At 69.2% G+C, this 26,212-nt stretch carries 28 protein-coding genes; 17 read left to right on the forward strand and 11 right to left on the reverse strand.

The features are described 5' to 3' along the window. Positions 1-10: 10 nt before the first annotated feature. From ACIQID_RS09485 to ACIQID_RS09510, 6 genes are all read left to right on the forward strand, one after another. Positions 11-535, forward strand: coding sequence for a monooxygenase family protein (locus ACIQID_RS09485; RefSeq protein WP_400284199.1), 525 nt, complete (start codon positions 11-13; stop codon positions 533-535). Between the two features lie 162 nt (positions 536-697). Further along, on the forward strand, positions 698-1,336 hold the full coding sequence (locus ACIQID_RS09490; RefSeq protein WP_400284202.1) for a hypothetical protein: 639 nt from the start codon (positions 698-700) through the stop codon (positions 1,334-1,336). Between the two features lie 751 nt (positions 1,337-2,087). Further along, positions 2,088-2,372, forward strand: coding sequence for a hypothetical protein (locus ACIQID_RS09495; RefSeq protein WP_400284205.1), 285 nt, complete (start codon positions 2,088-2,090; stop codon positions 2,370-2,372). Between the two features lie 658 nt (positions 2,373-3,030). Next, the gene (locus tag ACIQID_RS09500) at positions 3,031-4,692 is read left to right on the forward strand and encodes a YcaO-like family protein (protein WP_400284208.1); all 1,662 of its coding nucleotides are present in this window, start codon (positions 3,031-3,033) and stop codon (positions 4,690-4,692) included. A 4-nt stretch (positions 4,693-4,696) separates the two neighbouring features. Beyond that, complete coding sequence (locus ACIQID_RS09505) at positions 4,697-5,842, forward strand: MFS transporter (protein ID WP_312674132.1); 1,146 nt, start codon at positions 4,697-4,699, stop codon at positions 5,840-5,842. After that, positions 5,839-6,318, forward strand: a complete 480-nt coding sequence (locus ACIQID_RS09510) for a DUF2087 domain-containing protein (protein ID WP_400284211.1) — start codon at positions 5,839-5,841, stop codon at positions 6,316-6,318. The genes ACIQID_RS09505 and ACIQID_RS09510 overlap by 4 nt, the downstream gene beginning before the upstream one ends. A gap of 23 nt (positions 6,319-6,341) precedes the next feature. On the opposite strand, the gene ACIQID_RS09515 is transcribed toward ACIQID_RS09510, so the two are convergent. Beyond that, complete coding sequence (locus ACIQID_RS09515; RefSeq protein ID WP_400284214.1) at positions 6,342-6,911, reverse strand: TetR/AcrR family transcriptional regulator; 570 nt, start codon at positions 6,909-6,911, stop codon at positions 6,342-6,344. 86 nt (positions 6,912-6,997) lie between these two features. On the opposite strand from ACIQID_RS09515, the gene ACIQID_RS09520 reads away from it, so the two are divergent. Further along, the gene (locus ACIQID_RS09520) at positions 6,998-7,999 is read left to right on the forward strand and encodes an SDR family NAD(P)-dependent oxidoreductase (protein WP_400284217.1); all 1,002 of its coding nucleotides are present in this window, start codon (positions 6,998-7,000) and stop codon (positions 7,997-7,999) included. A 562-nt stretch (positions 8,000-8,561) separates the two neighbouring features. Here ACIQID_RS09520 and ACIQID_RS09525 read toward each other — a convergent pair. Beyond that, the gene (locus ACIQID_RS09525; RefSeq protein WP_331201659.1) at positions 8,562-8,894 is read right to left on the reverse strand and encodes a hypothetical protein; all 333 of its coding nucleotides are present in this window, start codon (positions 8,892-8,894) and stop codon (positions 8,562-8,564) included. A 43-nt stretch (positions 8,895-8,937) separates the two neighbouring features. Continuing rightward, positions 8,938-9,807 (reverse strand): NAD(P)H-binding protein, encoded by an 870-nt coding sequence (locus ACIQID_RS09530; RefSeq protein ID WP_400284220.1) that lies wholly within the window; start codon positions 9,805-9,807, stop codon positions 8,938-8,940. An 82-nt stretch (positions 9,808-9,889) separates the two neighbouring features. Here ACIQID_RS09530 and ACIQID_RS09535 point away from each other — a divergent pair, with 82 nt between their 5' ends. Then, positions 9,890-10,594 (forward strand): helix-turn-helix transcriptional regulator, encoded by a 705-nt coding sequence (locus ACIQID_RS09535; protein ID WP_400284223.1) that lies wholly within the window; start codon positions 9,890-9,892, stop codon positions 10,592-10,594. Positions 10,595-10,653: 59 nt separating this feature from the next. Beyond that, on the forward strand, positions 10,654-11,031 hold the full coding sequence (locus tag ACIQID_RS09540; RefSeq protein ID WP_400284226.1) for a VOC family protein: 378 nt from the start codon (positions 10,654-10,656) through the stop codon (positions 11,029-11,031). 391 nt (positions 11,032-11,422) lie between these two features. On the opposite strand, the gene ACIQID_RS09545 is transcribed toward ACIQID_RS09540, so the two are convergent. The 4 genes from ACIQID_RS09545 to ACIQID_RS09560 all read right to left on the reverse strand — a co-directional run bounded on the left by ACIQID_RS09545 (position 11,423) and on the right by ACIQID_RS09560 (position 13,569). Then, entirely contained in the window at positions 11,423-11,587 is a 165-nt protein-coding gene (locus ACIQID_RS09545) for a hypothetical protein (RefSeq protein WP_157544407.1), read from the reverse strand. 399 nt (positions 11,588-11,986) lie between these two features. Further along, positions 11,987-12,709: a 3-keto-5-aminohexanoate cleavage protein gene (locus tag ACIQID_RS09550; protein WP_400284230.1), complete on the reverse strand. Its 723-nt coding sequence runs from the start codon at positions 12,707-12,709 to the stop codon at positions 11,987-11,989. 7 nt (positions 12,710-12,716) lie between these two features. Next, positions 12,717-12,944: a hypothetical protein gene (locus tag ACIQID_RS09555; protein WP_025104100.1), complete on the reverse strand. Its 228-nt coding sequence runs from the start codon at positions 12,942-12,944 to the stop codon at positions 12,717-12,719. A gap of 175 nt (positions 12,945-13,119) precedes the next feature. Continuing rightward, a complete protein-coding gene (locus tag ACIQID_RS09560) occupies positions 13,120-13,569 on the reverse strand; it encodes a VOC family protein (protein WP_400284234.1) in 450 nt (149 codons plus the stop codon). 99 nt (positions 13,570-13,668) lie between these two features. Between ACIQID_RS09560 and ACIQID_RS09565 the strand changes: the two genes are divergently transcribed. The 3 genes from ACIQID_RS09565 (at position 13,669) to ACIQID_RS09575 (ending at position 17,183) form a co-directional block, all read left to right on the forward strand. Beyond that, a complete protein-coding gene (locus ACIQID_RS09565; protein WP_400284237.1) occupies positions 13,669-14,619 on the forward strand; it encodes a helix-turn-helix transcriptional regulator in 951 nt (316 codons plus the stop codon). A gap of 93 nt (positions 14,620-14,712) precedes the next feature. Further along, on the forward strand, positions 14,713-17,040 hold the full coding sequence (gene purL, locus ACIQID_RS09570) for a phosphoribosylformylglycinamidine synthase subunit PurL (RefSeq protein WP_400284240.1): 2,328 nt from the start codon (positions 14,713-14,715) through the stop codon (positions 17,038-17,040). Then, entirely contained in the window at positions 17,040-17,183 is a 144-nt protein-coding gene (locus tag ACIQID_RS09575) for a hypothetical protein (RefSeq protein ID WP_017202962.1), read from the forward strand. The genes purL and ACIQID_RS09575 overlap by 1 nt, the downstream gene beginning before the upstream one ends. 78 nt (positions 17,184-17,261) lie before the next feature. On the opposite strand, the gene ACIQID_RS09580 is transcribed toward ACIQID_RS09575, so the two are convergent. Beyond that, on the reverse strand, positions 17,262-17,834 hold the full coding sequence (locus ACIQID_RS09580) for a TetR/AcrR family transcriptional regulator (RefSeq protein ID WP_312674150.1): 573 nt from the start codon (positions 17,832-17,834) through the stop codon (positions 17,262-17,264). Positions 17,835-17,902: 68 nt separating this feature from the next. Here ACIQID_RS09580 and ACIQID_RS09585 point away from each other — a divergent pair, with 68 nt between their 5' ends. The 3 genes from ACIQID_RS09585 to ACIQID_RS09595 all read left to right on the forward strand — a co-directional run bounded on the left by ACIQID_RS09585 (position 17,903) and on the right by ACIQID_RS09595 (position 21,473). Then, entirely contained in the window at positions 17,903-20,437 is a 2,535-nt protein-coding gene (locus ACIQID_RS09585; protein WP_400284245.1) for an MMPL family transporter, read from the forward strand. 232 nt (positions 20,438-20,669) lie between these two features. Further along, positions 20,670-21,014 (forward strand): TraR/DksA family transcriptional regulator, encoded by a 345-nt coding sequence (locus ACIQID_RS09590; RefSeq protein ID WP_400284248.1) that lies wholly within the window; start codon positions 20,670-20,672, stop codon positions 21,012-21,014. 21 nt (positions 21,015-21,035) lie between these two features. Next, positions 21,036-21,473 carry a VOC family protein gene (locus tag ACIQID_RS09595; RefSeq protein ID WP_400284251.1) on the forward strand — a complete coding sequence of 146 codons (438 nt, stop codon included), beginning with the start codon at positions 21,036-21,038 and terminating at the stop codon, positions 21,471-21,473. A gap of 96 nt (positions 21,474-21,569) precedes the next feature. Here the strand turns inward: ACIQID_RS09595 and ACIQID_RS09600 are convergent, their stop codons facing one another. Then, complete coding sequence (locus ACIQID_RS09600) at positions 21,570-22,418, reverse strand: Gfo/Idh/MocA family protein (protein WP_400284254.1); 849 nt, start codon at positions 22,416-22,418, stop codon at positions 21,570-21,572. A gap of 65 nt (positions 22,419-22,483) precedes the next feature. Between ACIQID_RS09600 and ACIQID_RS09605 the strand changes: the two genes are divergently transcribed. Together ACIQID_RS09605 and ACIQID_RS09610 are read left to right on the forward strand one after the other, a co-directional pair. Continuing rightward, a complete protein-coding gene (locus tag ACIQID_RS09605; RefSeq protein WP_400284257.1) occupies positions 22,484-23,305 on the forward strand; it encodes a hypothetical protein in 822 nt (273 codons plus the stop codon). Further along, on the forward strand, positions 23,302-24,150 hold the full coding sequence (locus ACIQID_RS09610; RefSeq protein WP_400284260.1) for an SMP-30/gluconolactonase/LRE family protein: 849 nt from the start codon (positions 23,302-23,304) through the stop codon (positions 24,148-24,150). Before ACIQID_RS09605 ends, ACIQID_RS09610 begins: the two co-directional genes overlap by 4 nt. A 170-nt stretch (positions 24,151-24,320) precedes the next feature. On the opposite strand, the gene ACIQID_RS09615 is transcribed toward ACIQID_RS09610, so the two are convergent. Further along, entirely contained in the window at positions 24,321-25,178 is an 858-nt protein-coding gene (locus tag ACIQID_RS09615) for a fumarylacetoacetate hydrolase family protein (protein ID WP_400284263.1), read from the reverse strand. Positions 25,179-25,188: 10 nt separating this feature from the next. Next, a complete protein-coding gene (locus ACIQID_RS09620) occupies positions 25,189-26,163 on the reverse strand; it encodes a C-terminal binding protein (protein WP_312674163.1) in 975 nt (324 codons plus the stop codon). Positions 26,164-26,212: the final 49 nt, after the last annotated feature.

Here is a 26,212-nt window from a genome sequence, read left to right on the forward strand (position 1 = left end):
AGGAGTCGCCATGTCGAAAGTCGTCACGGGCCGCATGACCCACCGCCACGAGGGCGAGCTCGTCGTGTTCCACATCGGGATGCAGATCAACCGTTGGTGGCGCCCCGACCTGTGGCTGCCCGCGTTCGTCGCGATGCCGCGCATGCTCCGCGAGCTCAGCACCGAGCCCGACTCCGGTCTGCTCGGCTACCAGCTCCTCCTCGGATCGGGCGGGCCCTACGTCGTGCAGTTCTGGTCATCCGTCGACAAGCTCTACGCCTACGCCTCCAACCCGGACCAGCAGCACCGTCCGGCGTGGACCGCCTTCAACCGCGCCGCCCGCAAGGCTCCGGGAGCGGTAGGCGTGTGGCATGAGACGTTGCTCGTCGACACCGCAGAGAGCGTGTACGTATCGACGAAGCGCATGGGCCTCGCAGCCGCGACGGAGCACGTGCCCGTACCGCGACGCCATGACCGCGCGCAGGCGCGGTTCACTGACGGGCGGACGGCGACAGCCCACCCGAGAGCCGATCACTCCCAGGCCAACACTCAGTGAGCCCCTCCAGGTGCCGGTAAGCGCACCATTTTCTGACCCATCGCCTGGACTACGTTCGTCATCCAAATATATTGCAATCGTCCTCATGTGTGCGCTTTACTCACTGCAGATGCAGATCGCATAGGAGGATCCATGAGACGGTACATTCCTAGCCTCGGACTGGTGGCTGGCCTGAGTGTGGCTTCAACGCTGCTCCTCGCGGCTCCCGCTTCGGCCGATGTGGGACTTCTCTCCGACGCCGAAGAGTCAGCGATCCGATCCACGATGACCGAGGGCGGCATCGACCTGGAGATCCAGGATCAGCTCGTCGACAAGATGGAGCACGGCGAAGCTCCTGACTCACTTGCTGGAAAGGGTCCTGTGCGGACGATGATCGAATCCACGAGCACCGGCACTCGCACCATCAGTATCTTCGCCGACGGTTCTCGGAGTTGGACCGAACTCGAGCGTCCAACCGGTCCGTCAGACGCAGCAACGCGGTCCTCGATCAGCGGTTGCAGAAGCTCCGCGGGCTGGAAGGTTGGATGCCGGGTGGGGGTCTACGACCTCATCAGCAGCGCGACCTTCGTCATTGACTACCAGACCAGCACTTCGGGTCGCGCGAGGGTTCGCGACATGCGATCGCTCACCTGCGACAACGTCGCCGGCTCCTGCATCCGATCGGGCAGCATCAAGCGGGCGACGCAGAGCGCCGCGGGCCCAGCGTGGGCGGAACTCCGGTACACCGCGAACTTGACCTGGGCAACCACAAAGGGCTCTATCGGGATCCGCGTAAGCGGCACATCCGTCTCCACCTATTGAACGCCGCCAGCGCCGCAGCACGAAGGAACCCCAATGTTCGGAAACGTCTTCGCCGTCACCGTTATCCTCCTCTGGCTCGTCGTCGTCGGCGGTGCGGGGTACGCCATCTTCCTCTTGGGAAGAGCAACCTACCGCCGACTTCGGCGCAACTCTCGTCTTGATGTCGAGCAGGAGCAACGCGGGAGCCCACATCTCCATTGACGATCCGCCCGGAGTCGACCGCTCGTGGTTCTCGATAGTCTCGCGACGCCGTCAGAACCTCGTCGGGACGCTGAGCACATGGAGCATCTTCGCGCTGAGCCTCATCCCCACGCTGGCGTCCTGCTCTCCCGGGGACATGCCGCGTTCGTCGCCGAGCCCGACGACGCGACGTTGACGCACGCGTCTTTCGCCCGCACCGAGCTACACGAGAAGGGAGCCACGATGTTCGTCGGCCAAAGCCCAGCCCCAGACACTGTCCAGGTCACTGCCACCCAGGCCGTATGTGGTTCCGGGCTTGGTGTGGTGGGTCGACACGTACCGAGGAGGTCCCTGCAGATGAGGGATGTGCCGCGAACCTGGTGGGGAGTGATCACAGAGCGCGGGCGCGAACGGGCGCTGACAATCGCGATGGGCCTGCTGATCGCAGCAGCCACGGTGCTCTCAGTGCTCTGTACCCCTACAGAGCCATGGTTGTTCGTGACCACCGCGCTGATCGGTGCCGCGTGGTACCTGCACATGATGAGGCGTTGGCTAACCCGAAGGGCGACGAATGGCCGGAATCCCGATGGTGCGTGACGTGCGATCGGAGCGGCCGCTCGTCGTCGAGCATTCGACGTGGTTCGCAACGATCACGCACCCCCGCCGCCATCTCGTCGCGACCCTGTGCGTATGGGGCTGGTTCGTCGCGGTGCTCGCAGGCGCGGGCTCTGTGCCGCAGCTCGCTCCGGCGCTCGAAGCGACTGCGGCGACGGGCGCCGCCGTATGGCACTTCGCGATGATGAGGCGATTTCTCGACGCGTCCCGGAATTCCTTGCCGCCCGGATCCATGTCGTGATCCCCAGCCGGGCTGCCGTCGCGGAGGTGGCGCCGGCCCTCATCCATTCCGCCCCACGCGCCGCCGAGGCCTGGCTGACGTTGAACGAGATCCCGTTCGGGGCCTCCCCCTCCGTCGCACGGCGACCAGCGCGCCGACAACATCGTCAAGACCGAGATCGACGACGCCCACATCGAACCGCACTTCACCGTGATCGGTACGGTCGACGACCGCCGCAGCGCGGTCGAAATATGGCGGTCTCGCGGGTTGGTCTGCTTCCAGGTGGCGGAGGGTGGCTTCTAACGGCGGTTCACGGGCCGTGTGGCCTCGTTTCTTCGGCACCATCGGCTTGCCGAAATGCCGAAATGCCTGAATGCACCATCGCTGCGATGAATGACATTCGAGGCGCGGAAGTTTATCTGAAGGGCGCAGAGGAATGTTTAGACGAAAGTCTAGCCTTTTCCCCGTAACGAAAATGGGCGTCAGCGCGTCTATGTATACAGGCCAACGCTCAGTTGCGCCTTGACGAGGAAAGGAGGAGTGATGCTCGTTGCACCGAAGAAGCGCCGCGTTTTCGTCGGCCGTCAGGGAAAGAGTAAGTACGGCAACGGTGGCTGATAGCTAACCGGAGGAGAGGGGTCGACTTCAGGTAGACCCCTCTCCATGGAGGGGTGAGTGAGTGGAAGCGATATACCAGGAAATCTGTAAGGAACTCTCTCTCGACGCTGATGCGGATCTGAAGTTGAGCAGAGCTTCATCCACGCAGATCGTAACTTTTCGCGGGGAAGAGGGGACCGTGTGGGCGCCGATCAGCGCGGACAAGAGGTGGGGGTGCATCACGTGTATCGGTGCATCCGTCCTGCTTCTCGAGCAGTACTACGCGGACTTCGAGCGGCCGGTGGTCACCGACAGGGACGCCGCGTCGCTGATCCTGCGAATGCTGGAGCGGCACGCCATCCCCATTGCAGTCACCGACATCTACGGTCCTCAATGTTGGTCGGTGTGCTTCCCCGTCCCAGACTGCCCTGCGTGCCGCGACTCCGATCGCCAACTACAGGACATTATGGGCGCGTTCCGCCCATTGGGCCATGACAACACCACGCCGGAAGCCTCCGATACGGGCGGCGTCCGCGCCGCTTCTGCCACCGCGTTCGTAGCGGCGAACCGGGCTGCGATCGGCTTCGCTGCCATCGTAACCAATCCGTACAACGGCGGTGACGAACCGCATGCGACGCTGATCGAGGGCCTTATTCGCACATCAATCACGCCTAACGAGTGCGAAGTCGCGGGAGGTAAAGGGCGCAGTCTCGAGCAGGCACTCGCGAGCTTCATCGGCGAAGCGCTGGAGCGGTATTTCGTCGCCGACCCAGTCGCGATCCCCTCCGTCCTTGGCCCCGAGAACGACCTGGTCGCCGCAATCTCACCTGAGATCGAATTCGGCTATCCCGCGCTGGATGACACCACCGGGATAACGCCCTACGCCCCCGACCTCCTGCTCGAATGGATCGCGGCCGAGGAGCTCACGGGAGGCAACTCCGTGCTCCTCCCCGCCAACCTCGCCTTCTGCCCCTACGAGCCGCGAGACGCGAGGGCGTCGAGATTCAGTGTCACCACCACAACCGGTGTTGCGTCCGGGGCCAATGTTGAGGATGCGACCCTGCAAGCACTATTGGAGCTGATCGAGCGCGACGCCTTCTGGTACTTCGCTCGCACCGGGCAGGGCTTAGCCGAGCTACCGGAAGAAGCGCTTCACCCGCATGTCCACGCTGCAAAAGCAGTGTCCCACGGTCGATTCACTTTCCAGGAGCTCCTGAACCCCTTCGGCATCCCTGTCGTGCATGCAACCTACGTCACCGACGACGCCTGGGAAACCCGAACTGCGCGAGGCATCGGAGCCGGTGAGAATCTCGAGCAGGCATCACTTCGCGCGTTTGTCGAGTGTCTGCAGATTCTGCACTCGCTGAATCTCGGAGTCGAAGTAGAGGATGTCGATGGTGATATGCGCCACATCTGGTACACCGGAGCAGCGAGACACCTTCTTCCGAACTTCTTCCAGCACTCCGACCAGGCGGCGGGTCCCGGCGAAGCGTATTCGGGCGGAAAACGACGCCACAGCCTCCGCTCCATCCTGGAGCTGTTTGCGCGTAGCTCCACTGAGGTGTACCAGGTGGTGCTCGTCGACTCCCCCTCCTTCGCAGTGGTGCGCGTGATGGCGGCAGGTATGTGCCTCACCGACGCCACCTACTTCTCAAACTCGAAGAGGTTCCAAGTCTTCGCCAGCGCACTCCCGGGCGCTCCCACCTCCCCGCGTATTTCCTACGCGGGACCGACATTCATGTGAAACCATGACGAGAATTTTCGCGTTCTACGTTCTCAGCGCGGCCGGCGTCGCATGCTTCACGGTGGTCGACGTCGTCTACTTCCAGACGATCGGCTACTCGCTCGCGTTCGTCGGGATCATGACCTCGGCGTTCAGCGTCGCCCTCGCGGCAACAGAACTCCCGTTCGCAGTACTGTTTGACCGCTACTCCAACAAGCTTGCTTTGCAGATCGGAAACTTCGTCCGCATCGCCGCGTTCTCCCTCTTCTTCCTGAACCTGTCGCCAGAGATGCTCATCACCGCACAGGTTCTCGCTGGGATCGCCGTCGCCGCTCTCAGCGGGACGAGCAATGCGCTCATCATCAATCAGATCCCCACGCCCGACGCCAAGGCGATCGCGCGCATGTTCGGGCGCCTCGAATACCTCGGCGGAGCGGCCGCAATCCTCGCGGGACTACTCGGACTCTGGCTCTTTCACATCAAGCCGGAGTTCATCTGGCTCGGGGCGATCGGGCTCTACGCTGTGGCGACTTTGGTCGTGTTCTCCTTCAAGGACGTGGACACGACCGTCGATCGAATCCCCTGGAAGCGGTACGTGCGCGACTCGCTCGGAGTTGTCAAGGGCCCATACACCCTCGTCTACATCGTTACTAACGCATGCGCCGTCGCGCCGTTCCTGCTCTGGCAGGTGAAGTTCGACATGGTGTCGCTCGGCTTCGTCTTCGTCGGCTTCTTCGTGATGAACATGACCGCTCTTGTCGCCCCGTTCTTCCTCCGCTTCATCAAAGTGTCAGCGGGGCGCGTGGCCCTCCTGGCTTCTCTCAACGTGGTTGCGACCATCCTCTTCGCGTTCTTCAACCAGCCGGCGTTGATCGTCGCCTCGTTCCTGATTCACGTAGGCCTGCAAATCCTGCAAACGATCGTCGTCGCGGGGCTGTTTCACGAGCGCATCAGCAACGAGTATCGAGCGACGTCAGAGTCATTGGTCTCCATGGCGGATTCGCTCATCGTCGCGGTCGTCGCCCCAGTCACGATGATCCTCGGCGATGTCTGGGGCGTGGAGTGGGCGATCACGAGCTCGTGCGCCCTGTACGCGCTCTGCGTGCTCCTCCTCCTCGCAGGACCAATGAGAAGACCTCAACGCCAACCTGAGATCCTGGAGGCATCATGAGCGACGCGAGAGCAATGTTGGCGTGTCTGGCAAACGAGGAGGTAGCTCGCGTCTTCGCGAGCATCGTCCTGCACGTCGACCCCGACGATCTTCCTCAGGCGAGAAGGGATAAGGCCGTTGAGGCCCTATACCGAAGCGGACTCATCACCGCAGACAGCGAAATCCTTGCGCTCAACTCCGCAGGAATCAGGGCAGAGCTGGCAGGTCTTCGCGGGAACGCGACGTCAGATCCCCTACAGCGGTGGTTTGACGAGAGCGGTCGAATACGACAATACCCACGGCGAGCAAACGAGCGAGAAGCGTTACTGACGACGATTGGCGACCAGGCGCTCGACGCGGGAGAACGGCTTACTGAAACGGAGTTGAACGGCCGCCTAGAACGGTATACCTCCGATGTCCCGACACTGCGTAGGTATCTAGTCGTCCACCGAATTCTCGCCCGCGAGAACGATGGTTCGGTGTACTGGCGCGCCTAGCCCGACACCACGGGGCACCCGTCTTACGCCGCGATCCCCCGCAGCAACCGCACCACCGTCTCCTCGACCCGCTCCGCACTCAACGGCTGCCCGATCAGGGCGGAGTATGAGGCGATCGCGATGAACTCGTCGGCGACCGCGGCGGCATCCACGTCCGCCCGTACATCCCCCGCGGCCCGTCCGTGCGCCACCCGCTCCGCGACCCACTCCCGGATCGGTGCCGCCAACCGCTCGTTCAAGACGAGCCCCAGCTCCGGGTCGGCCGCGGTCACCTCGATGAGGGCCCGCGCCAGCGAGACGCCCTCAGGCCGGGCCAGACCCGCGGACACCGCCGTGAACCACGCACGCAGGTCCGCGCCGAGGTCGTGCGTCATCGGCACGACGACATCCGAACCAGGGACGGTCCCCTCGAGCAGCGCTTCCCCGAGGATCGCGGCCTTCGACGGCCACCACCGGTAGATCGTCTGCTTCGACACCTCCGCCTCCGCCGCGAGACCCTCGATCGTCACAGCCTCATATCCGTCTGCGGCGAGCGCGCGGCGCATCGCCTCCAGCACGGACTGGCGGGCCTTTTCACTGCGAGGACGGGGCACCTTTCGAGCGTACAGAGGCGTACACTGGAACATAAGTAGACGCACCGTTGCGAAACTACAACGGCACCCGAGCAAGGAGAAAGAGCATGGCCCTCACCGCACACTCCACCATCGGCGACTGGATGAACGACCCCACCGGCGGCCCGCTCATCCGGGGCCTCTTCGAAAAGACGGGCGCCGACCCCGAGCTCCTCACCCCCGTGCTCGGACTCCCCCTGCAGCAGCTCGTCGCCATGAGCCAGGGCCAGCTCCCGCAGTCGGTCGTCGACGACCTCGTCCGCGCCGCGAACAACGGCGAGATCCCCGAGGACGACGCCTCCGAGGGCTGGACCGAGAAGGTCACGGCGGGCCGCTTCGCCGGCAAGACCGTCATCGTCACGGGCGCCGCATCCGGCATCGGCAAAGCCACCGCCTCGCGCATCGCCCGCGAAGGCGGACGCGTGATCGCCAGCGACATCGCCGCCGAGAAGCTCGACGCCCTCAAGGCCGAGCTGCCGGACGCCGACATCGTCACGGTCGCGGGCGACCTCACGAAGCAGGACGCGATCGACGCCGTTCTCGCCGCCGCGGGCGACCGCATCGACGGGCTCGCGAACGTCGCCGGTATCAACGACGACTTCTCCCCCGCCGGCGAGACCCCGGATGCGGTGTGGGACCGCGTCATCGCGATCAACCTCACCGCGCCGTTCAAGCTCATGCGCGCGGTCATCCCCGTCATGGAAGCGGCCGGCCGCGGCGCGATCCTCAACGTCTCGAGCGAAGCGGGCCTGCGCGGCAACGCCTCGGGCAACGCCTACACGGCCAGCAAGCACGGCATCATCGGCGTCACCAAGTCGGCAGCGTTCATGTACGGGCCGAAGGGCATCCGCGTGAACTCCGTCGCCCCGGGCGGCGTCGCCACCGGCATTCCGATGCCCCCGAACATGTCGGAGTACGGGTCCGGCCGCCTCGCCCCGTTCCAGCAGGCCATCCCGACCGTCGCGACCGCCGAGCACCTGGCCGCGTCGATCACCTTCCTGCTGTCGGACGACGCCGTGAACATCAACGGCGCCATCCTCGCCTCCGACGGCGGCTGGTCCGTGCAGTAACGCGACTCCATGGAACCGACGCCCCCGCCGACCCGAACGGCGGGGGCGTTCTCCGTCTGGGGTCAGCGCTTCTGCGTGAGGACCGCGGTGGCGAGGGCGGTGACACTCACTGCTGTACCGGAATTCCGTTTGCGCTCGCCGCGGCAGCACCTATCGTCATTCGCGGCCGCACATCCGGGCGGCGGCGGGGTTCGGCCTACCTGGTCCAGGTGAACTGCGGATGCTGAATGCGGAAGAAATGGCCCGTCGCAGGGACGAGGTGAAGCGCCACCTCGAAGCGGCGTTCAGGACCGGTGTGCTCCCCGGAGCCATGGTCGACACATCGCGGGGGATCGATGCACGTGGGGCCTGGCTCACGGTTCGAGTGACTGCCCGCGGGCGCCCCGTAGAACTCTCTCGCGTCGTGCAGGTGTGGGACCCGTCCGGGGCTTCTCCGTCCTCAGAATCGGAGGCGGCGTTTCTCCTCGCCGCGCTCATCGAGACGATTGAGACCTCGCACCACGGTGCGGCCAGCCCTGACTCGCAGTAGCTGATACCGCTCGTGGAGTTCCCGTGTCCGGCATCAGCGCTTCTGCGTGAGGACCGCAGTGGCGAGGGCGGTGGCGATGATGCCGACCGCGCCCACGCCGAGGAGCACGAGACCCGCGGGCCAGACGTCTCGCGTGAAGACGTCGTAGCTGTCGCCGTAATCGACGATGTGCTCGACCGTCCCGACCCCCGTGAGACTGATGCCGACGATCAGGGCGACGACGGACACACCCCACGCGACGATCCATCCGAAGCGGTTCGCGGCCAGCCGTTGGCGCTCTGCGCGCTCGGCCTCCTCCGCCTCTGGCGCGGTCCTCGACCGTGCGTCGTCATCGGTCTCGTGCGTCACCTCGGATGTGGTCTCCATGGCCGCACGATATCGGACGGGGTCGGTTCCGACAGGATGCCGGTCACACCACTCCGACGAGTTCCTCGCGCGCCCACGCTTCGAGAGCTGTCGGTGTCGTCGAGAGGACGGACCGCGGCTGCTCGGCCACGAAGCCGTCGCGGAGCCCGGTCGACATCCCCAACACGGCCTCCGCCATGGCGTCCGGCATCCCCGCGGCGCGGAGGCCCTGGCGCATCTCCTCGTCATCGATGCGCTGCACGGTCACCTCTCGCCCGAGCTCGCGCGTCAGGATCGCGGCGACCTCGGCCCAGCTCAGGTCCGCGGGTCCATGCACGGCCTGCACGCGCCGCCCCGTCCACTCCCCGTTCAGCAGAGTGAGGGCAGCGACCTCCGCGATATCGCGCGGCGCCACCCACGGCATCCGGAAGTCCAGCGGCAGCACGGTGGTGAGCGTGCCCGCCCGCAGCGACTCGACGTCGAGCAACAGGTTGGTGAAGAAGTAGCCGCAGCGCAGATGCGTCACGTCGATGTCGAGCCCGTCGAGCGCGACCTCCGTGGCGGCCAGGCCGTCGATCTCGCCGACACCGTGCCGCCTCTCCGCGCCGACGCTGCTCTGGAACACCACCCGCCGGACGCCGTTCGCCCGGACGGCCTGCGCCAAGGCCTCGGTCGCACGGGCGTAGTCGGCGAGCGGGTCGTCGGAGAACACCGACGGATCCACCCAGTACAGGGCATCGACGTCTCGTGTCGCGGCGACGATCGCCTCGGAATCCTGCGAGTCGGCCTGCGCGATGTCGACGTACGGGCGCAGGTCGGCGGCGATGCCATCCGGGTTCCGGGCGAGCAGTAGGGGGCGGACGCCGGCGCGGACCAGCATCCGGATGAGGTGGTGCCCGACGTGGCCGTTGGGGGTGGTGACAGCGATGCGCATGAGGGTCCTTTCGATCGGTGTCGCTCCACGCTAGAGATAGATACGGCCTGATCCCGGCCGCATCTTGCGCGATGATGGAGCCGTGGACGCCCCCTCGCACCGCACCCTCCATCTGCTGTCTCTGCTGCAGACCGGCGGCGAGTGGAGCGTGCCCGACCTCGCCGCCCGCCTCGCGGTGAGCCCGCGGACGGTCCGCCGCGATATGCAGCGCCTGCGCGACCTCGGCTACGACGTGCACTCCCGACCCGGCCCCGGCGCCGTCTATCGCCTGCGACCGGGGACGCGCATCCCGCCGCTGCTCCTGGACGCCGACGACGTGACCGCGATCATCACCGGGCTGCTCGTCCTCGAAGCGTGGAGCCCGGAAGACCCGGCCGCCGCCGTCGCCCGCGGGAAGATCGAGCAGGTCCTCCCGCCGGGCCTCCGACGACGGGCCGCGGCGACGGCGTTGTCCACGCAGATCCTCCGCGCAGAGTCGGCGCCCGCGGCGTGGGCTGCGGTCGGGACGCTCGCGGATGCGGTCGCCCAGGGTGCTCGCGTCGCCTTCACCTATACCGACCAGCACGACCGCACTTCGGAGCGGGTGATCGCGCCGCATCGCCATGTCCTCCGCGGAGGGCGGTGGTACGTGGTCGGGTTCGACATCGACCGCGACGACTGGCGGCTGTTCCGGCTCGATCGGATGCGGGAGGTGCGGACGGTGCCGGGGGCGTTTACGGCGCGGGAGTTCCCGTTCGCGTCGGTCGAGGAGTGGCTCACGAGCGACTTCGGCCGTTCCGGAAGCTGATCCCCCGCGGCGGCGCAAGCCCCTCCGCGGACACCTTCCGTCGCCGTACCCTCACGGGCATGTTGAAGATCGTGTCGATCGTGATCCGCGTGGACGACCTCCCGGCCCAGACCGCGTTCTGGAAGGCCGCCCTCGACTACGTCGAACGGGACCCCGCGGAGGACGACTGGGTCGTACTCAAACCCCGCGACGCCGACGCACCGTGTATCGCGCTCGACGCGCACCACTCGGAGCGTGTGCTGCCGCCGCGCATCCACCTCGACATCTACGCGGAGGACCAGGCTGCCGAGGTGGAGCGCCTCGCCGGGCTCGGAGCGCGGGAGGTGCACTGGGACGGTCGGCCCGACGACGCCGACTACATCATCATGGAGGATCCCGAGGGGAACCGCTTCTGCATCGTGGACCGTCCCGACTGGAGCGGGTGGAGCGCCGGGTGAGTCCGGGGCTTTCGTGCGGGATCCGGGGTGCGGGGTGCGGAGCGCGAAAACGCTCCGGGGCGGGCGGTGGGAGGGGCGTTACTGGGCCCGCAGCGGGGCAGAGTGGCGTGCACGCCGTTGGCGAGTTCGAAAACCTTCCCGGGTCGGCGAGACCAAGGCCGTTTCTGCACTCGCACTGAGGTCGAGTGGCGCGCACCCGCTGGGGAGTTCGAAAACGCTCCGGTACCGGCGAGGCCGGGGGTGTTTCTGCACCCGCACCGGAGTCCCGGACGGGACCCGTGCACGGAAGCGCAGAAACGTGCCCGAGCCGGTTGGCGGGAGGAGCGGTTCTGCGCCTGCACCTGACGTCAGGGGCGAGGCATGCGGGCGCGAGAGCGCTGGATGCGAAGGATCAGGGCGTATCCGGCGCGGTGGTGCGCTCCGCGGCGAGGGCGCGGCGATGCGCCGTCAGCGCCGCCCGGACCGCCGAGTAGATGATCAACCACAGGAGCAGCAGCGCGAGGAGCGGGACGACCACGTAGACGAGGAGGAAGAAGACGGAGGCACCGGCGAACATCGCTCCAGCGTAGGGACGGTCGTGCTCCTCGGGAAGGCCCCGACACGGTTCGGACCGCCGCCTTCCGAAGCGGAGTGCGAGAACGCCCCGGAACCGGCGACGGGAGGTGCGGTTCTGCACCCGCACTCAAGGGGCCGGGTGCAGTCCACGGGGTGCGAGGTGCAAGAACGGGCCGGAGCCCGCCATCCGAAGAGCGGTTTCGCGCCCGCGGCAGGGCGTGCCGTCCGGCCATGGAGAGTGCGAAACCGGGCGGGAGTCCGCGCGGTGAGGCACGGTTCTGCACTCGCACGAGCGGGCCTGAGATGTGGAGTGCGAAAAGGGGCCGGAAACCCCGGAGAGAGGGACGTTTCTGCACCCGCACCGGCGCCGCGCGACGGGGGAGACGCGAAGGTGGCCGAGCTAGGCGCGGGGGAGGCGGGCGCGGGCGGCGCGGACGAGGGCGGCGTTGCTCGGGGCGTCGGTGCCGTCCGGGAGGAGGAGCGTGTCCTCCAGGCCGATCCGCGTATCGAGGCCGAGCTCCCCGGAAAGGTCGAGGGCGGGCCAAGCCGACAGCTCCTCGCCGTGCAGCAGGATCGGCAGGTCGGGCTCCTCGCGCGTCACGTGGGCGATCAACCCCTCCGCGTGCGGACGGACGACGTCGGCGGCCTCCGCGGGAAGCTCCACGAGCACGCGCAGGCACGCGCCGCGGACCGGGGAGACCCGCCACGCCTCGAGCCCCGCCGCGTCCCAGATGCCCGCTTCCACGCCGATCCCTCGTCGATGCAGCGCCGCGGCCACCTCGTCGGCTCCGGCCTCGTGCCAGTTCACGGAGGCGTAGTCAGGGAGTTCCGTCCAGCCCTCGATGGCCGCGAGTCGTCGCGTCACGTCCGGCTCGGCCCAGGCTCCGGTCGTCACGCCCACGGGTACTCCGGGCGCAGCGGCGCGGACGGCCCCGAGCCACCGCCGCACATCCTCGGGCGCCAGGGAGTCGCGGCCGGCAGCGTCCTTCGCATGCACATGGATCTCTGCGGCACCGGCATCCACGGCCGCCGCGGCGTCCTGGGCCACGACCGTCTCGTCGGCGCTCAGCCACGGATGCTCTGCGACGTCCCTGGCACCGTTCGCGCAGACCTGCAGGATCATCCGCGATTCACCACATGAGGTCGCGCGGGTGCGCCTCGTTCGGGGCCACGTCGTCGGACGGCCCCTCCTCGGTGCGCACGAAATGCTGCACCTGACGCGCTGTCGCCGCGCCGCGGCCGACCTTCACCGCCTCCTCCATCGACTCGAAGCTGCTGCCCAGCGTGTGCGACTCGCCCTGGATCCGGTTGAACCAGATGCCGTTGCGCGAGAAGGTCTCGATGTCTCCTGCGGCCATGCCCTGCCTTTCGTCTCCTCCTTTCTACGTCGAGCGACCGACGATCGAGAGGCCCTTGACATGTCATGTCGCCCGGGGGCGCCGACCCGCCCCCTTCCGCGCATCCCGGCCCGTTGCGGACGACCGCAGAGGGCCGGGTCGACCGCACGGGGCCGGGTCGAGCATCCAAACGGGGTCAGGCGACGTCGAGGACCCAGGTCACGCCGAAGCGGTCGGTGAGCATGCCGAAACCGGCGGACCACGCGGAGGCGGCGAGAGGCTCGATCACGGTCGCACCCTCGGCGAGGCCGTCCCAGACGGGCTGCAGCTCATCCAGGGAGCTCGCCCGCAGCGACTGGAAGAAGGAGCGGTCCGTGATCGTCATCCCGTTCTCGCGACGGGTGGAGCCGGCAGTCGCGGCCGCGTCGTCCGCGTCGTCCGCGCCCGGGACGTCATACGCCATCAGGCGCACGGGCCCGTCGAGCTGCCCGAACACGAGCTTGTCGAACCCGGGGACCCCGTCCGGCATCCCGAACTGCCCGTAGGTCGCCGCGGTCACCTCGCCGCCGAAGACCGACCCGTAGAAGTCGAGTGCCTGTCGAGCCGTGCCGCGGAAGTTGAGGTGGGTGGTGGTCGTGAGAGTCATGGTGTCCTCCGTGTCCCGGTCCGCCGATCGGACCGTGTGATCCCACCGTCACAGCAGTAGAGGTCTGTTTCTGTCCTCTTTCCGCCGCAGAATGGAGCCATGACCGGAAGCTCGTCGCGCATGCTCGCACTGCTGTCCCTGTTGCAGGCGACGCGCGACTGGCCGGGCGGGGAACTCGCCGACCGTCTCGGCGTCACGCCCCGCACGGTGCGCCGCGACGTCGATCGACTGCGCGCGCTCGGCTACCGCATCGGATCCAGCAAGGGCCCGTACGGCGGCTATCGCCTCGAAGCGGGGTCGGATATGCCGCCGCTCCTGTTCGACGACGAGCAGGCCGTGGCGATCGCCGTGGCCCTGCAGAGTGCGAGCGCGACCGGGGTCGAGGTCACCGAGGCCGCACAGCGCGCGCTCGCGACCGTCCGTCAGGTCATGCCCTCACGCCTGCGCCACCGCATCGACGGGATCCGCTTCACCGGAGCGCCCGCCGAGGTCCGCGCCGATCCGGCCGTGCTGGAGGCGGCGAGCGCGGCGGTACGCGACCGGAAGGTGCTCCGCTTCGACTACGGCTCCGAACGAGACCGCCCGCCACGGCGCACTGAGCCTCATGCCGTCGTGGCGCGCGAGGGCCGCTGGTACCTGCTGGCCTGGGACCTCGACGCGGCCGACTGGCGCACGTACCGCCTCGATCGACTGCGGCCGCGGACGCCGACCGGCCCCTCCTTCACGCCGCGACCTCTGCCCGCCGCGGACGCGCAGACCTTCCTCGCCGCCCGCGCCAAGGGCTCGACGACCGAGGACCGCTGGCCGTGCACGGGCGTGGTGGACATCGCCGTGCCCGCACGGGACGTGGCGTCGTGGGTCGGAGACGGCGCCGTGGTGCCCCTGTCGGACGACTCGTGCCGCGTCACGGTCGGCTCCTGGTCGTGGACGGGTGTGCTCGCCGCGGTGGCCCGGTTCGACGCGCCGTTCGCGGTGGTCGGACCCGAGGCGCTGCGCGGGGCGGCGGGGATGCTGGCGCAGCGGTTCGCGGCAGCGCACTCCTCCTCCTGACGCCGACCCCGTCCGACAGCACGCACGAGAGAACGGCCCCGACCGCGCCGGTAGACTGAAGACGCCCCGCCGGCCCCTTCCTTTGGAGTGCGCGTGACCACCGCCCCTGCACCTTCCCCCCAGCACGTCCCCGACTCCGTCGAGAACGCGATCGCGACCCCCGACAAGGAGCAGCCGTACGGCGCCCTCGGGCTCAAGGACGACGAGTACGCGCGCATCAAGGAGATCCTCGGCCGCCGCCCCACCTCGGGCGAGCTGGCGATGTACTCGGTGATGTGGTCGGAGCACTGCTCCTACAAGTCGAGCAAGAACTACCTGCGCCGCTTCGGCCAGAAGGTCTCCGACGAGATGAAGGAACGCCTCATGGTGGGCATGGGCCAGAACGCGGGCGTCGTCGACGTCGGCGAGGGCTGGGCCGTCACCTTCAAGGCCGAGTCGCACAACCACCCGTCGTTCATCGAGCCCTTCCAGGGCGCGGCGACCGGCGTCGGCGGCATCGTCCGCGACATCATCTCGATGGGCGCCCGCCCTGTCGCCGTCATGGACGCGCTGCGCTTCGGTGCGATCGACCACCCCGACACCGCCCGCGTCGTGCACGGCGTGACCAGCGGCATCAGCTTCTACGGCAACTGCCTGGGTCTTCCGAACATCGGCGGCGAGACCGTCTTCGATTCCGTCTACCAGGCGAACCCGCTCGTGAACGCGCTCGCGGTGGGCGTGCTGCGTCACGAAGACCTCAAGCTCGCCAACGCGACCGGCGTCGGCAACAAGGTCGTGCTGTTCGGCGCCCGCACGGGTGGCGACGGCATCGGCGGCGCGAGCATCCTGGCCTCCGACACGTTCGCCGACGGCGGCCCGACCAAGCGCCCCGCGGTGCAGGTGGGCGACCCGTTCGCCGAGAAGGTGCTCATCGAGTGCTGTCTGGAGCTCTACCGCGGCGAGCTCGTCGAGGCGATCCAGGACCTCGGTGCCGCCGGCATCTCCTGCGCGACCAGCGAGCTCGCGGCCAACGGCAACAGCGGCATGAAGGTGTCGCTCGACAACGTGCTGCTCCGCGACCCCACGCTCACGGCCGAGGAGATCCTCATGTCGGAGTCGCAGGAGCGCATGATGGCGATCGTCGCCCCCGAGAAGCTCGACGCCTTCCTGGCCGTCGTGAACAAGTGGGAGGTCGAGACCTCCGTGCTCGGCGAGGTCACCGGCGACGGGCGCCTCATCATCGACTGGCAGGGCGAGCGCATCGTCGATGTCGACCCCTCGACCGTCGCGGTCGACGGCCCCGTCTACGACCGCCCCGTCGCCTACCCGACGTGGATCGACGCCCTGCAGGCCGACGCCGCCGAGAACCTGCCGCGCGCGAACGACCCCGAGACGCTGCGCGAGCAGTTCCTCGCCCTCGTCGCCTCCCCGAACCTCGCCGACACGAGCTGGATCACGAACCAGTACGACTACTACGTGCTCGGCAACACGGCCCTGAGCTTCCCCGACGATGCCGGCATGATCCGCGTGGACGAGGAGTCCGGCCTGGGCTTCTCCATCGCGACCGACGCCAACGGCCGTTACTGCCAGCTCGACCCGTATGCCGGCGCGCAGCTCGCGCTCGCCGAGGCGTACCGGAACGTCGCGGTGACCGGTGCCGTGCCGACCGCCATCACCGACTGCCTCAACTTCGGCTCTCCCGAGAACCCCGAGGTCATGTGGCAGTTCGGCCAGACCGTCGACGGCCTCGCGGACGGCTGCTACGAACTGGGCACCCCCGTCACCGGCGGCAACGTCTCGTTCTACAACCAGACCGGCGACGTGCCGATCCACCCGACCCCGCTCGTCGGCGTGCTCGGCATCATCGACGACGTCTCGCGCCGCATCCCGTCGGGCTGGCAGGACGAGGGGCAGAACATCTACCTGCTCGGCACCACGTCGACCGAGCTCTCCGGTTCGGCATGGGCCGAGGTCGTGCACCAGCACCTCGGTGGCCGCCCGCCGAAGGTCGACCTCGCGGGCGAGAAGCGCCTCGCCGGACTGCTCGCCGCGGCCCGGGACGAGTGGCTCATCTCCTCGGCGCACGACCTCTCCGAAGGTGGTCTCGCGCAGGCCCTGGCCGAGGGCGTCATGCGCTTCGGCGTCGGCGCCCGCGTCTGGCTCAACGAGATCATCGAGCGCGATGGCGTGGACGCCGCGACGGCCCTGTTCTCCGAGTCGACCGGCCGCGTGATCGTGACCGTTCCCCGCGAGGACGACGTGAAGTTCCGCGGGCTCTGCGAGGGCCGCGGCTACCCGGTCGCCCGCATCGGCGTCACGGACAGCGAGCCGCAGCTCGAGGTGCAGGACGTCTTCATCGTCTCGGCCGCCGAGCTCCGCGAGCGCTCGCAGGCCACGCTGCCGTCGTACTTCGGTCCGACCGTCACGGAGCCGGTGGCCTGATGAGCGGCGACGGCCTCAGCGAGGACTACGGCGACCTCGGCGAGAAGCGCAACCGGCGCATCCGCATCATCGCGTGGACGGTCATCGTGGCACTGATCCTCGGTGGCGGTGGCGCGACCGTGCTCACCCTGCTCCTCGGCTGATCCGGGCCCGCGTCGCAGATTCGCACCCGGGTCGCGGGGATTCCATGAATCCGTGCGACCTCGTGCGGATCCGCGACCTCAGTGAGCGAAGAGGTAGCGGGTCAGGGCGACGACGGAACCCGGATCGTGGGCCTCGCGGCCGAGGGACTCCACGATGATGGCCCCGAGGATCGCGCGGCCGAGCTGCTCCACCGGGGCGTCCTCCGGCAGTTGACCGTCGCGGATGCCGCCGCGGAGACGCTCCGACAGGTACTTCTCCACCCCGAGGCTCTCCCCGAGGTGCGCGCCGACCGAGGCGTCCTCCGTGGCCGCGGCCACGAGCGACCGCAGCAGCACGCCGCCCTGGGGCTTCTCGAGGATCGACAGGACGCTCCGCAGCCAGGTCTCCACGTCGGCGGAGAGGTCTCCGGTGTCCGGCACGACGAAGTCCACGGGGATGAGGCGTCCCTCGGCCAGGCACTCCCCGATGAGGGCGCCGCGCGACGGCCACCAGCGGTAGATGGTCTGCTTGCCGACCTTGGCCTCCTTGGCGATGCCCTCGATCGTGAGCCGGTCGTACCCCTGATTGTGGAAGAGCCGGGCCGTCGCGTCGAGGATCGCCTCGCGGGCCGCCGTGCTGCGCACAGGGCCGCTGCGATGCTCGTTCACCATGCGTTCAGGATAGCCACAGATCCCTAGACGAGACGTGCCGTATGCTCTTTTCGTCTGAAGGAGATCACGTGGCTTCACTGCTGTTCCGTCTGGGTTCTTTCGCTGCGCGCAGGGCGTGGACGGTGATCGTCTCCTGGGTGCTGATCCTCGGGTTCGGCGTCGGCGCCTTCCTCACCTTCGGCGGCACGCTGAGCAACAGCTTCGACATCCCCGGCACCGCCTCCGGCGAGGTCACCGATCAGCTCGCCGACAAGCTGTCGGACACCGCCGGCGGCACCGGGACCGTGGTCTATCGGACGGACGACGGCGAGCCCTTCACCGACGAGCAGAAGCAGGCGATCTCCGACCTCGCCGCGAGCGCGGAAGACCTCGACGGCGTGGCCTCCGTCGTCGACCCGTTCGACGCCCAGCGACAGCAGGACGAGCAGGCGAAGGAGCTGACAGACGGCCAGGCCCAGCTCGACGACGGCCGCGCGCAGCTCGACGCCGGCCAGGCCCAGCTCGACGACGGTCGGGCACAGCTCGAGGCCGGGATCACCCAGCTCGAAGGGGCGCGCGCGCAGGCGGAAGCCGCCGGCGCGCCGCCGCAGCAGACCGCCGCGCTCGACGCGCAGCTCGCGGCGCTGAACGCCCAGCTCGCCCAGCTCGACGCGCAGCAGGACACCATCGACGAGAACCGCGCCGAGCTCGCCGACAGCGCGGAGCAGCTGGAGCTCGGTACGACCCTCCTCGACCTCGCGGACGGCATCGGCGTCGTCTCGGAGGACGGCTCCACGGCGATCGTCAACGTCTCCTTCGTCGACCCGCGCCTGGAGCTCGCCGAAGAGACCAAGCAGAGCACCATCGCCCACTTCCAGGACGAGGAGATCGACGGCGTCACGGTCGACTTCGGCACCGACATCGCCCAGGGCGTGCCGGAGATCTTCGGCGTCGGCGAGGCCATCGGTCTCGCGTTCGCCGCGGTCGTGCTCATCGTCATGCTCGGTTCGCTGATCGGTGCGGCCCTGCCCATCGTCACCGCCGTGGTCGGCGTCGGCGTGGGCGTCACGGCGTCGCTCGCGTTCTCCGGCGTCGTCGACATGGCCTCGGTCACTCCCGTCCTCGGCGTGATGCTGGGGCTCGCGGTCGGCATCGACTACTCCCTCTTCATCGTGAACCGGCACCGCAAGCAGCTGCTGGCCGGGTCGCCCGTGCGCGAGTCCATCGGTCTGGCCACCGGCACCTCCGGCACCGCGGTGGTGTTCGCAGGGACCACGGTCATCGTCGCGCTCCTCGCCCTCAACGTGACGGGCGTGCCGTTCCTCGGCCTCATGGGCACGGTGGGCGCGGTCTGCGTCGCGGTCGCCGTGCTCGTGGCCGTGACCCTCGCCCCGGCGATCCTCGGCCTCGTCGGCACCCGCCTGCTCGGCCGCAAGGCGCGGGCGACCATCGGCCAGGAGCACGCGGCCGGGAAGCCCGTGCGCCGGATGTCGACGCTGCGCGCGGTCGTCACCGCCCTCGTCAGCGTCGTCGCGCTGCTCGTGATCGCGATCCCCGCGATGTCGATGCGCCTCGGCCTCCCGGACGGGTCGAGCGAACCCGCCGACTCCACCAGCTACCGCGCGTTCCAGACCGTCGACGAGCAGTTCGGCGAGGGCGCGAACGGGCCGCTCCTGGTGACCGCGACCCTCGACGACGCCGTGAGCGACGACGACCTGCTGGCCACCCAGGTGACCGTCGCGGAGAAGATCGCCGAGCAGGACGACGTGGTCGCGGTCGCCCCCATCGCCACGTCGGACGACAACACGCTCCTCGCCTTCCAGGTGCTGCCCGCCGAAGGCCCGAACAGCGCCTCCACCGAGAAGCTGGTGCAGGACCTGCGGGGTCTCCCCGAGATCGACGGCGGCATCACCCTCGGCGTCGCCGGTCAGGCTGCCACCAACATCGACATCTCCGAGGCGCTGGCGAGCGTGCTCCCGCTGTACCTCGTGGTCGTCGTGGGCCTCTCGCTGCTCATCATGGTCGTCGTGTTCCGCTCGCTGCTCGTGCCGCTCATCGCCACGGGAGGGTTCGTGCTGTCGCTGTTCGCGACGTACGGTCTCATCGTCGCGGTGTTCCAGTGGGGGTGGGGCGCCGATCTCATCGGGTTGCACAGCACCGGTCCGATCCTGAGCTTCCTGCCGGTGATCCTCGTCGGCATCCTGTTCGGACTGGCCATGGACTACCAGCTCTTCCTCGCGTCGGGGATGCGGGAGGCCTATGTGCACGGCGCCTCCGCGCGCGATGCCGTGGCACAGGGCTTCCGGGCCGGGCGCTCGGTGGTCATCGCGGCCGCGCTCATCATGGTGTCGGTGTTCGGCGGGTTCGTGTTCTCGGAGTCGACCATCATCCGGTCCATCGGGTTCGGTCTCGCGTTCGGCGTGCTGCTCGACGCGTTCGTGGTGCGGATGCTGCTGATGCCCGCACTCATGCACCTGCTCGGACGCTCGGCCTGGTGGCTGCCGAAGTGGCTCGACCGCATCATCCCGAACGTCGACATGGAGGGCGCGGCGCTGGAGCGGGATCACCCCAGCGTGCATACCGACTCCGTGCCCACTGTGGAGCCCCCGCGCACCCGCGGCTGAGTCGCGTTCGCGCGCGGGTTCAGGCGTCCGCGCGGGTTCAGGCACCTGTCACCAGTGTCGCCTGAATCCGCGGGGATGCCTGATCCTGCGCGAGCGGTCGCGGCTGCAGGCTGTCTGGCGAGGACAGGCAGGCGCGGGAGTTCAGGCACCTGCGGCCGGTGTCGCCTGAATCCGCGCGGACGCCTGATCCGGCGACGACGCGCGTGTCGCCGGGCGGGCCTAGAGTGGGCGGATGGATCTGCGAGCGCTGTTGGAAGAGCGCCGCGCCGAGGCCGAAACCCGCGTCACGGCGACGGCGGCCACGCTCGCCGAGCTCATGCACGACCGCGAGGGCTCGAACGACGACGACGAGCACGACCCGGAGGGGGTGACGCTCTCCTCGGAGTGGTCGCGGCTGTCGGGGCTCGCCGAGGCGGCGCAGGCGGAGCTCCGCCAGGTGGACGAGGCGCTGGTGCGGATGGACGCCGGGACCTACGGCATCTGCGCGCGCTGCGGGCGGCCCATCCCCCCGGAGCGCCTGGAGGTGCGGCCGTTCGCGGAGTACTGCGTGGCCTGCGCCGAGAAGCTGGGTCGTTGACGCCGGAGTAGCATCGCGGGCATGGCCATCGCCTTCGAGAACATCGGGATCGCCGTGCGCGACCTCGACGCCACCATCGCCTTCTTCACCGACCTGGGGCTCTCCGTGGTCGGACGCGACGAGGTCAGCGGGGAGTGGGCGTCCACCGCGGTCGGGCTCGACGGGAACCACGCGCGGATCGCCGTGCTGCAGACCCCGGACGGGCACGGGCAGGTCGAGCTGTTCGAGTACATCCACCCCGAGGCGATCGAGACGGAGCCGACGCGGCCGAACGAGATCGGCATGCACCGGATCGCTTTCTCCGTCGACGACATCGATGCCTCCCTCGCCATCGCCGCCCGGCACGGATTCCACCCCCTGCGCGGCGTCGCGAACTACCGCGACATCTACCGGCTGACCTACCTCCGCGGCCCCAGCGGGATCATCCTCATGCTCGCGCAGGACCTCACGAAGGCCTGACTCCGACCCCGGGCACGACACTTCGGAGACCGCGGGCGACACGCCGCCGCACGGGACCTGTGGACGGCGTGCCCGATCTCCGAAGCTGTGCCCGGATCAGCGGGAGGCGAGGGCCTCGGCGACCTTCTCGAGCAGGGCGATCGGAGCGCGCATCTCGGACGCGGGAACCGGAAACTCACCGGTCTCCAGCATTCGGGCGAAGGCGCGGACGCCGGGTCGTACATACCCGGGGCCGATCGGGACCTCCCGGCTCGCGATGCCCCGGCGGCCGACGACGGTCGCCCGGAACGGCACCTGCCGGTCGTCGTCCGGCCGCACGAACTCCAGCGTCACCGGCACCCCGCCGACCCGGTAGCGCGCGACGACGCCGGCCGGCAGGAACTGCACCTCGACGTCCTCCGCGGCGCCGGGCCGCAGCACCTGGGCGAGATCGGCGATGTGGATGCCGTAGAAGAAGATGCCGCTGTACGGGCTGTCCGGATCGGCCGGCCCCGTGACGGTGACCGCCTGGACCTCCCCGATGCGGGCCGCCTCCGCCACGAGTTCGGCGGTGTCCGCGAGCCAGCGGAGCGTGGACGATGAGGTGACGGGAGCCCGCCCACGCTGCGCGGCCGCCAGGATCGCGTCGGCATCGACGACACCGGTCGCGAGCGGCTTGTCGACCCAGACCGGCACCCCGGCTTCCAGGAAGGGGACGGCGAGGGCGCGGTGATCGGCACCGTCGCGGGCGGTCACGATGAGCGCGTCCACCGTGCCGAGGAGCGCGGCCGCCTCCTCGACGACGCGTTGGATGCCGCCGAGTGCCGTCAGCTCCCGCGTGCGCTCCGGCTCTCCTGCCACGAGGGCCGTGATCCGCACGGGCACGTCCGTGGCCTCGGCGTTCAGGAAGCGGACGATCTCCGTGGCGTGGCTGTTCTCGATTCCGACGATGCCGACGCTCTTCATGCGGCCGCCCTCCCTCTCGTGCGGGCCCCCGGCGACCCGCCGTCGCGCAGTAGGCTGAACCCATCATGGACGAGTTCATCCGGGGCTTCTGGAACTTCGCGGGTGACTACTGGTGGCTCGTCTTCCCGATCATGGGCATGGCCGGCGGGGTCGCCAAGGCCTGGGAGCGCGGCTCCAAGCGCCGGCACGAGCGCCGGCTGGAGGCCCTGCGCATGAAGGCGCAGGTCAAGACCGCCGAGATCGAGGCGCGCGCTGCCGCGCGACAGGCGAAGCACCGGGGTCCCACCGTCGTCGACACGACCGCGGCGGTGGCGCCCGACGACCTGCTCGCCCGCCTCTTCGCCGAGCACGACGAGATCACCGCGCGCTGGTTGGACTACGAGCTCGACGTCGCCAAGCTCATCGCCTTCCCCGCGATGAGCGACGGCCGCCAGCCGCTCACGGCCGCCTTCCTCCGCGCGAAGAAGACCGCGGACGCGCTGCGTCCGGCCTCCGCCGACGCGAAGCTCGCGGAGCACCAGATCGCGGAGTACCTGCAGGCCGTCGGCGACTACGCGGTCGCGTTCGAGATCGCGGAGAAGGACGCCCGGCGGCTGCGCGACTCGACCTTCACCGAGGCCGAGCGCAAGCGCCTCGACCGCGCGCAGCAGCTCCTCAAGGTCGCCGTGGACGAGTCGGCGACGCAGTCGGAGCGGAACATCGCGTACAAGCGGGTGCGCGAGGAGCTCGACGGCCTCATCCTGCTCTCCGACGAGGCCGTGACCGTGCTCGAGAAGCAGGTGGCGAAGGAGCTTCCGTCCGCCCCTGCCGCAGCGGCGGATCATGCCGGCCCCGTCCCGCAGCCGCTGCCCGTGACCGACCCTCGACGGACGGCGGAGGGCGCATGACTCCCGAGAACGTGACCGGCCCGGTCGCCGTGCACGCCGAGGCCCCGGTCTGGTGGCCCGGGTGGGGCGGCCTGCGCTGGGTCGACGGCGACGCGGGCGACCTGCTCACCCTCCGCGGCGACGAGATCGTCCGCCAGCACGTCGACGACGAGTACCTCGCGTTCTTCCGTCCGCGGACGTCCGGGGGCTTCGTGGCGGTGGGCGCGCGCACCCTGTACCTCGCCGACGGTCCCGACGCGGAGGCCCGTCCCGTCGCGACCCTGCTCGACGGCGGCCCGGTGCGCATGAACGACGGCTGCTGCGACCCCCGGGGACGGCTCCTGGCCGGGTCGATGTCCACGGACTCCACCGAAGGCGCAGGGACCGTGCTGCGCATCGACGCCGCCCTCGACGTGACCACGGTGCTCCCCCGGGTGACCTCGTCCAACGGTGTCAGCTACTCCCCGGACGGCCGCCGCGTCTACTACGTGGACACCGACACCGGCCGGATCGACGTGTTCGACGTGACCGAGGGCGACCTCCGCGGGCGCCGGGTGTTCGCGCACATCCCCGAAGACGACGGCGTGCCCGACGGCCTCACGGTCGCCGCAGACGGCAGTGTCTGGGTCGCGCTGTGGGGCGGGAGCCGCGTGCGGGGGTTCGAGGCATCCGGGGCCGTGCGCGAGGACATCGTGCTGCCGGTGCCCCAGGTCAGTGCCTGCACGTTCGGCGGCGACGACCTCGGCACGCTCTTCATCACGACCTCCGCGCAGGGCCTGCCGTCCGATCACGGCACCGCCGCGGGGTCGGTCTTCGCGGTGCGTCCCGGGGTGCACGGCCTCCCGGTCCTCCCCTTCGCCGGCTGACCCGCCCGCGGGTTCAGGCGTCCGCGCGGCATCAGGCACCTTTCCCCTCCACTCGCCTGAGCTGGCGCGGATGCCTGAGCGCACGCCTGCCTGGGCGACAGCGATGGGAGAGGCCTCTACCCGGGACACGGTTGCACTCAGCGAAAGGAACCGTGCCCCGGGCACAGGCCTCACCCGAGACGGACCCGCTCCGTGCGCTGGTGCTGGCGGCCGAGCCGCTCGATCTCGATGGTCATCTCGTCGCCGTCCTGAAGGTACGGGAAGCGTCCGGACAGCGCGACACCCTGTGGAGTGCCGGTGTTGATGACGTCGCCGGGTTCGAGCACGAGGTAGTGACTGAGCTCGTGCACCAGCTGCAGCACGGGGAAGATCATGTCGGCGGTGGAGGAGTCCTGCCGCGGCTCGCCGTTCACGAAGGACCGCAGGTGCAGCGCCTGAGGGTCGACCTCGTCGGCGGGCACCAGCGCGGGGCCGAGGGGGTTGAACGTCTCGGAGCACTTCCCCTTCGACCACTGTCCGCCGGAGACCTCGAGCTGATACGCCCGCTCGGACACGTCGTTCGAGATGGTGTAGCCGGCGATCACGTCGCGCGCGGCCTCGACGGAGGGCAGGTACCGCGCCGTGCGGCCGATGACGACCGCGAGCTCGACCTCCCAGTCGACCTTCTCGGCGCCCGGTGGCAGGAGCACGACGTCGTCCGGACCCACGACCGTGTTCGGGTGCTTGAAGAACACCACCGGGTGTGCGGGCGGCTCGGCGCCGGACTCCGCCGCGTGCGCCGCGTAGTTCTGGCCGATGCAGATCATCGCGGTCGGCCGCGCCACGGGGGCACCGACGCGCAGCCCCGTGGTCTCCACCTGCGGCAGGGAGCCGTCCGCGAGCGCCGCCCGCACGCGGGCGATGCCGTCTGCGGCGAGGAAGGCGCCGTCGATGTCGCGGGTCAGGGAGCCGAGATCGCGCACCACACCCTCGTCATCGCGGACGTAGGGTCGCTCGTGGCCGATCGCGCCGAGTCGCAGCAGTTCCATGGGAGTCCTCTCAGCGCGCGGCGGCGAAGGCCGGGTTGACGATGGGCACGGCCTCACCGGCGAGCGAGCGGATCACGTTCTCGGCGGCGTGCACGGGAAGATCCGCCAGGGCCTCCGGGGAGTACCAGGCGGCGTGCGGCGTGAGCAGCACGGTGTCGAGCGCCCGCAGCGGGGACGTGCCGGGGAGCGGCTCCTCCGCGAAGACGTCGAGGGCGGCACCGGCGAGCCGGCCGTCGCGGAGCGCGGCGGCCAGTGCGTCCTCGTCGATGAGCGGGCCGCGGCAGGTATTCACGACCACCGCGTCCCGCTTCATCGTCGCCAGGGCCGCAGCGTCGATCAGGTGGCGGGTCTCGTCCGTCAGCGGCACGTGCAGCGTGAGGATGTCGGCGCGGGCGATCGCCGACGGGATGTCGACGGGCTCGCAGCCCGCGTCGCGCACGGCGTCGTCGGGAGCGTACGGGTCGGCGACGAGCACGCGGAAGCCGAGCGCCCGGCACCCGCGTGCGACGATCGATCCGATGCGCCCGAACCCGAGCACGGACACGGTGGTGGAGGACGGTCGCACGGCGAGCGGCCGGGCGTCGACGGCCTTCCAGACGCCCTCCCGCACGGCCCGGTCGTAGGCGGAGAGGCCGCGCGCCTGGGTCATGATCATCGCGACCGTGTGCGCGGCGACCTCTTCGATGCAGTAGCTCGGCGTGTTCGCGACGGCGATGCCGCGGGCCGTGGCGGCCTCGACGTCGATCATGTCGTAGCCGATGCCGACACGGCTGATGAAGCGGAGGTTCGGCAGGCGGTCCATGAGGGGGCCGTCGATGCGCGCCCACTGCACGACCAGCGCCTCGGCGTCGGCTCCGGCGGCGGCGATGTCGTCCGGGCTCCCGGAGGCGGCCCGTTCCGCACGGAGGCCGGCGGCGCGGAGGGTGTCTTCGATGACGGTCCCGGGGAGGTCGCAGTCGGTGACGAGGATGAGCGGCGCGGTCATGGATGCGATGCTATAGCATCTAGCAAGCTCGCGTACAGCTGCTGTCGCG

The organism is Microbacterium sp. NPDC091676, from assembly GCF_044756645.1.
Lineage (GTDB): Bacteria > Actinomycetota > Actinomycetes > Actinomycetales > Microbacteriaceae > Microbacterium > Microbacterium paraoxydans_D.

What these genes read in the sequence shown, in the direction of transcription:
- ACIQID_RS09595 (WP_400284251.1), top strand. Translation starts at nt 21,036, where the DNA reads ATGGCCATCGCCTTCGAGAACATCGGGATCGCCGTGCGCGACCTCGAC.
- ACIQID_RS09605 (WP_400284257.1), top strand. Translation starts at nt 22,484, where the DNA reads ATGGACGAGTTCATCCGGGGCTTCTGGAACTTCGCGGGTGACTACTGG.
- ACIQID_RS09485 (WP_400284199.1), top strand. Translation starts at nt 11, where the DNA reads ATGTCGAAAGTCGTCACGGGCCGCATGACCCACCGCCACGAGGGCGAG.
- ACIQID_RS09505 (WP_312674132.1), top strand. Translation starts at nt 4,697, where the DNA reads ATGACGAGAATTTTCGCGTTCTACGTTCTCAGCGCGGCCGGCGTCGCA.
- ACIQID_RS09550 (WP_400284230.1), bottom strand. Translation starts at nt 12,709, where the DNA reads ATGATCCTGCAGGTCTGCGCGAACGGTGCCAGGGACGTCGCAGAGCAT.
- ACIQID_RS09620 (WP_312674163.1), bottom strand. Translation starts at nt 26,163, where the DNA reads ATGACCGCGCCGCTCATCCTCGTCACCGACTGCGACCTCCCCGGGACC.
- ACIQID_RS09610 (WP_400284260.1), top strand. Translation starts at nt 23,302, where the DNA reads ATGACTCCCGAGAACGTGACCGGCCCGGTCGCCGTGCACGCCGAGGCC.
- ACIQID_RS09555 (WP_025104100.1), bottom strand. Translation starts at nt 12,944, where the DNA reads ATGGCCGCAGGAGACATCGAGACCTTCTCGCGCAACGGCATCTGGTTC.
- ACIQID_RS09540 (WP_400284226.1), top strand. Translation starts at nt 10,654, where the DNA reads ATGTTGAAGATCGTGTCGATCGTGATCCGCGTGGACGACCTCCCGGCC.
- ACIQID_RS09510 (WP_400284211.1), top strand. Translation starts at nt 5,839, where the DNA reads ATGAGCGACGCGAGAGCAATGTTGGCGTGTCTGGCAAACGAGGAGGTA.
- ACIQID_RS09575 (WP_017202962.1), top strand. Translation starts at nt 17,040, where the DNA reads ATGAGCGGCGACGGCCTCAGCGAGGACTACGGCGACCTCGGCGAGAAG.
- ACIQID_RS09560 (WP_400284234.1), bottom strand. Translation starts at nt 13,569, where the DNA reads ATGACTCTCACGACCACCACCCACCTCAACTTCCGCGGCACGGCTCGA.
- ACIQID_RS09520 (WP_400284217.1), top strand. Translation starts at nt 6,998, where the DNA reads ATGGCCCTCACCGCACACTCCACCATCGGCGACTGGATGAACGACCCC.
- ACIQID_RS09525 (WP_331201659.1), bottom strand. Translation starts at nt 8,894, where the DNA reads ATGGAGACCACATCCGAGGTGACGCACGAGACCGATGACGACGCACGG.
- ACIQID_RS09580 (WP_312674150.1), bottom strand. Translation starts at nt 17,834, where the DNA reads ATGGTGAACGAGCATCGCAGCGGCCCTGTGCGCAGCACGGCGGCCCGC.
- ACIQID_RS09530 (WP_400284220.1), bottom strand. Translation starts at nt 9,807, where the DNA reads ATGCGCATCGCTGTCACCACCCCCAACGGCCACGTCGGGCACCACCTC.
- ACIQID_RS09590 (WP_400284248.1), top strand. Translation starts at nt 20,670, where the DNA reads ATGGATCTGCGAGCGCTGTTGGAAGAGCGCCGCGCCGAGGCCGAAACC.
- ACIQID_RS09600 (WP_400284254.1), bottom strand. Translation starts at nt 22,418, where the DNA reads ATGAAGAGCGTCGGCATCGTCGGAATCGAGAACAGCCACGCCACGGAG.
- ACIQID_RS09545 (WP_157544407.1), bottom strand. Translation starts at nt 11,587, where the DNA reads ATGTTCGCCGGTGCCTCCGTCTTCTTCCTCCTCGTCTACGTGGTCGTC.
- ACIQID_RS09565 (WP_400284237.1), top strand. Translation starts at nt 13,669, where the DNA reads ATGACCGGAAGCTCGTCGCGCATGCTCGCACTGCTGTCCCTGTTGCAG.
- ACIQID_RS09615 (WP_400284263.1), bottom strand. Translation starts at nt 25,178, where the DNA reads ATGGAACTGCTGCGACTCGGCGCGATCGGCCACGAGCGACCCTACGTC.
- ACIQID_RS09495 (WP_400284205.1), top strand. Translation starts at nt 2,088, where the DNA reads ATGGCCGGAATCCCGATGGTGCGTGACGTGCGATCGGAGCGGCCGCTC.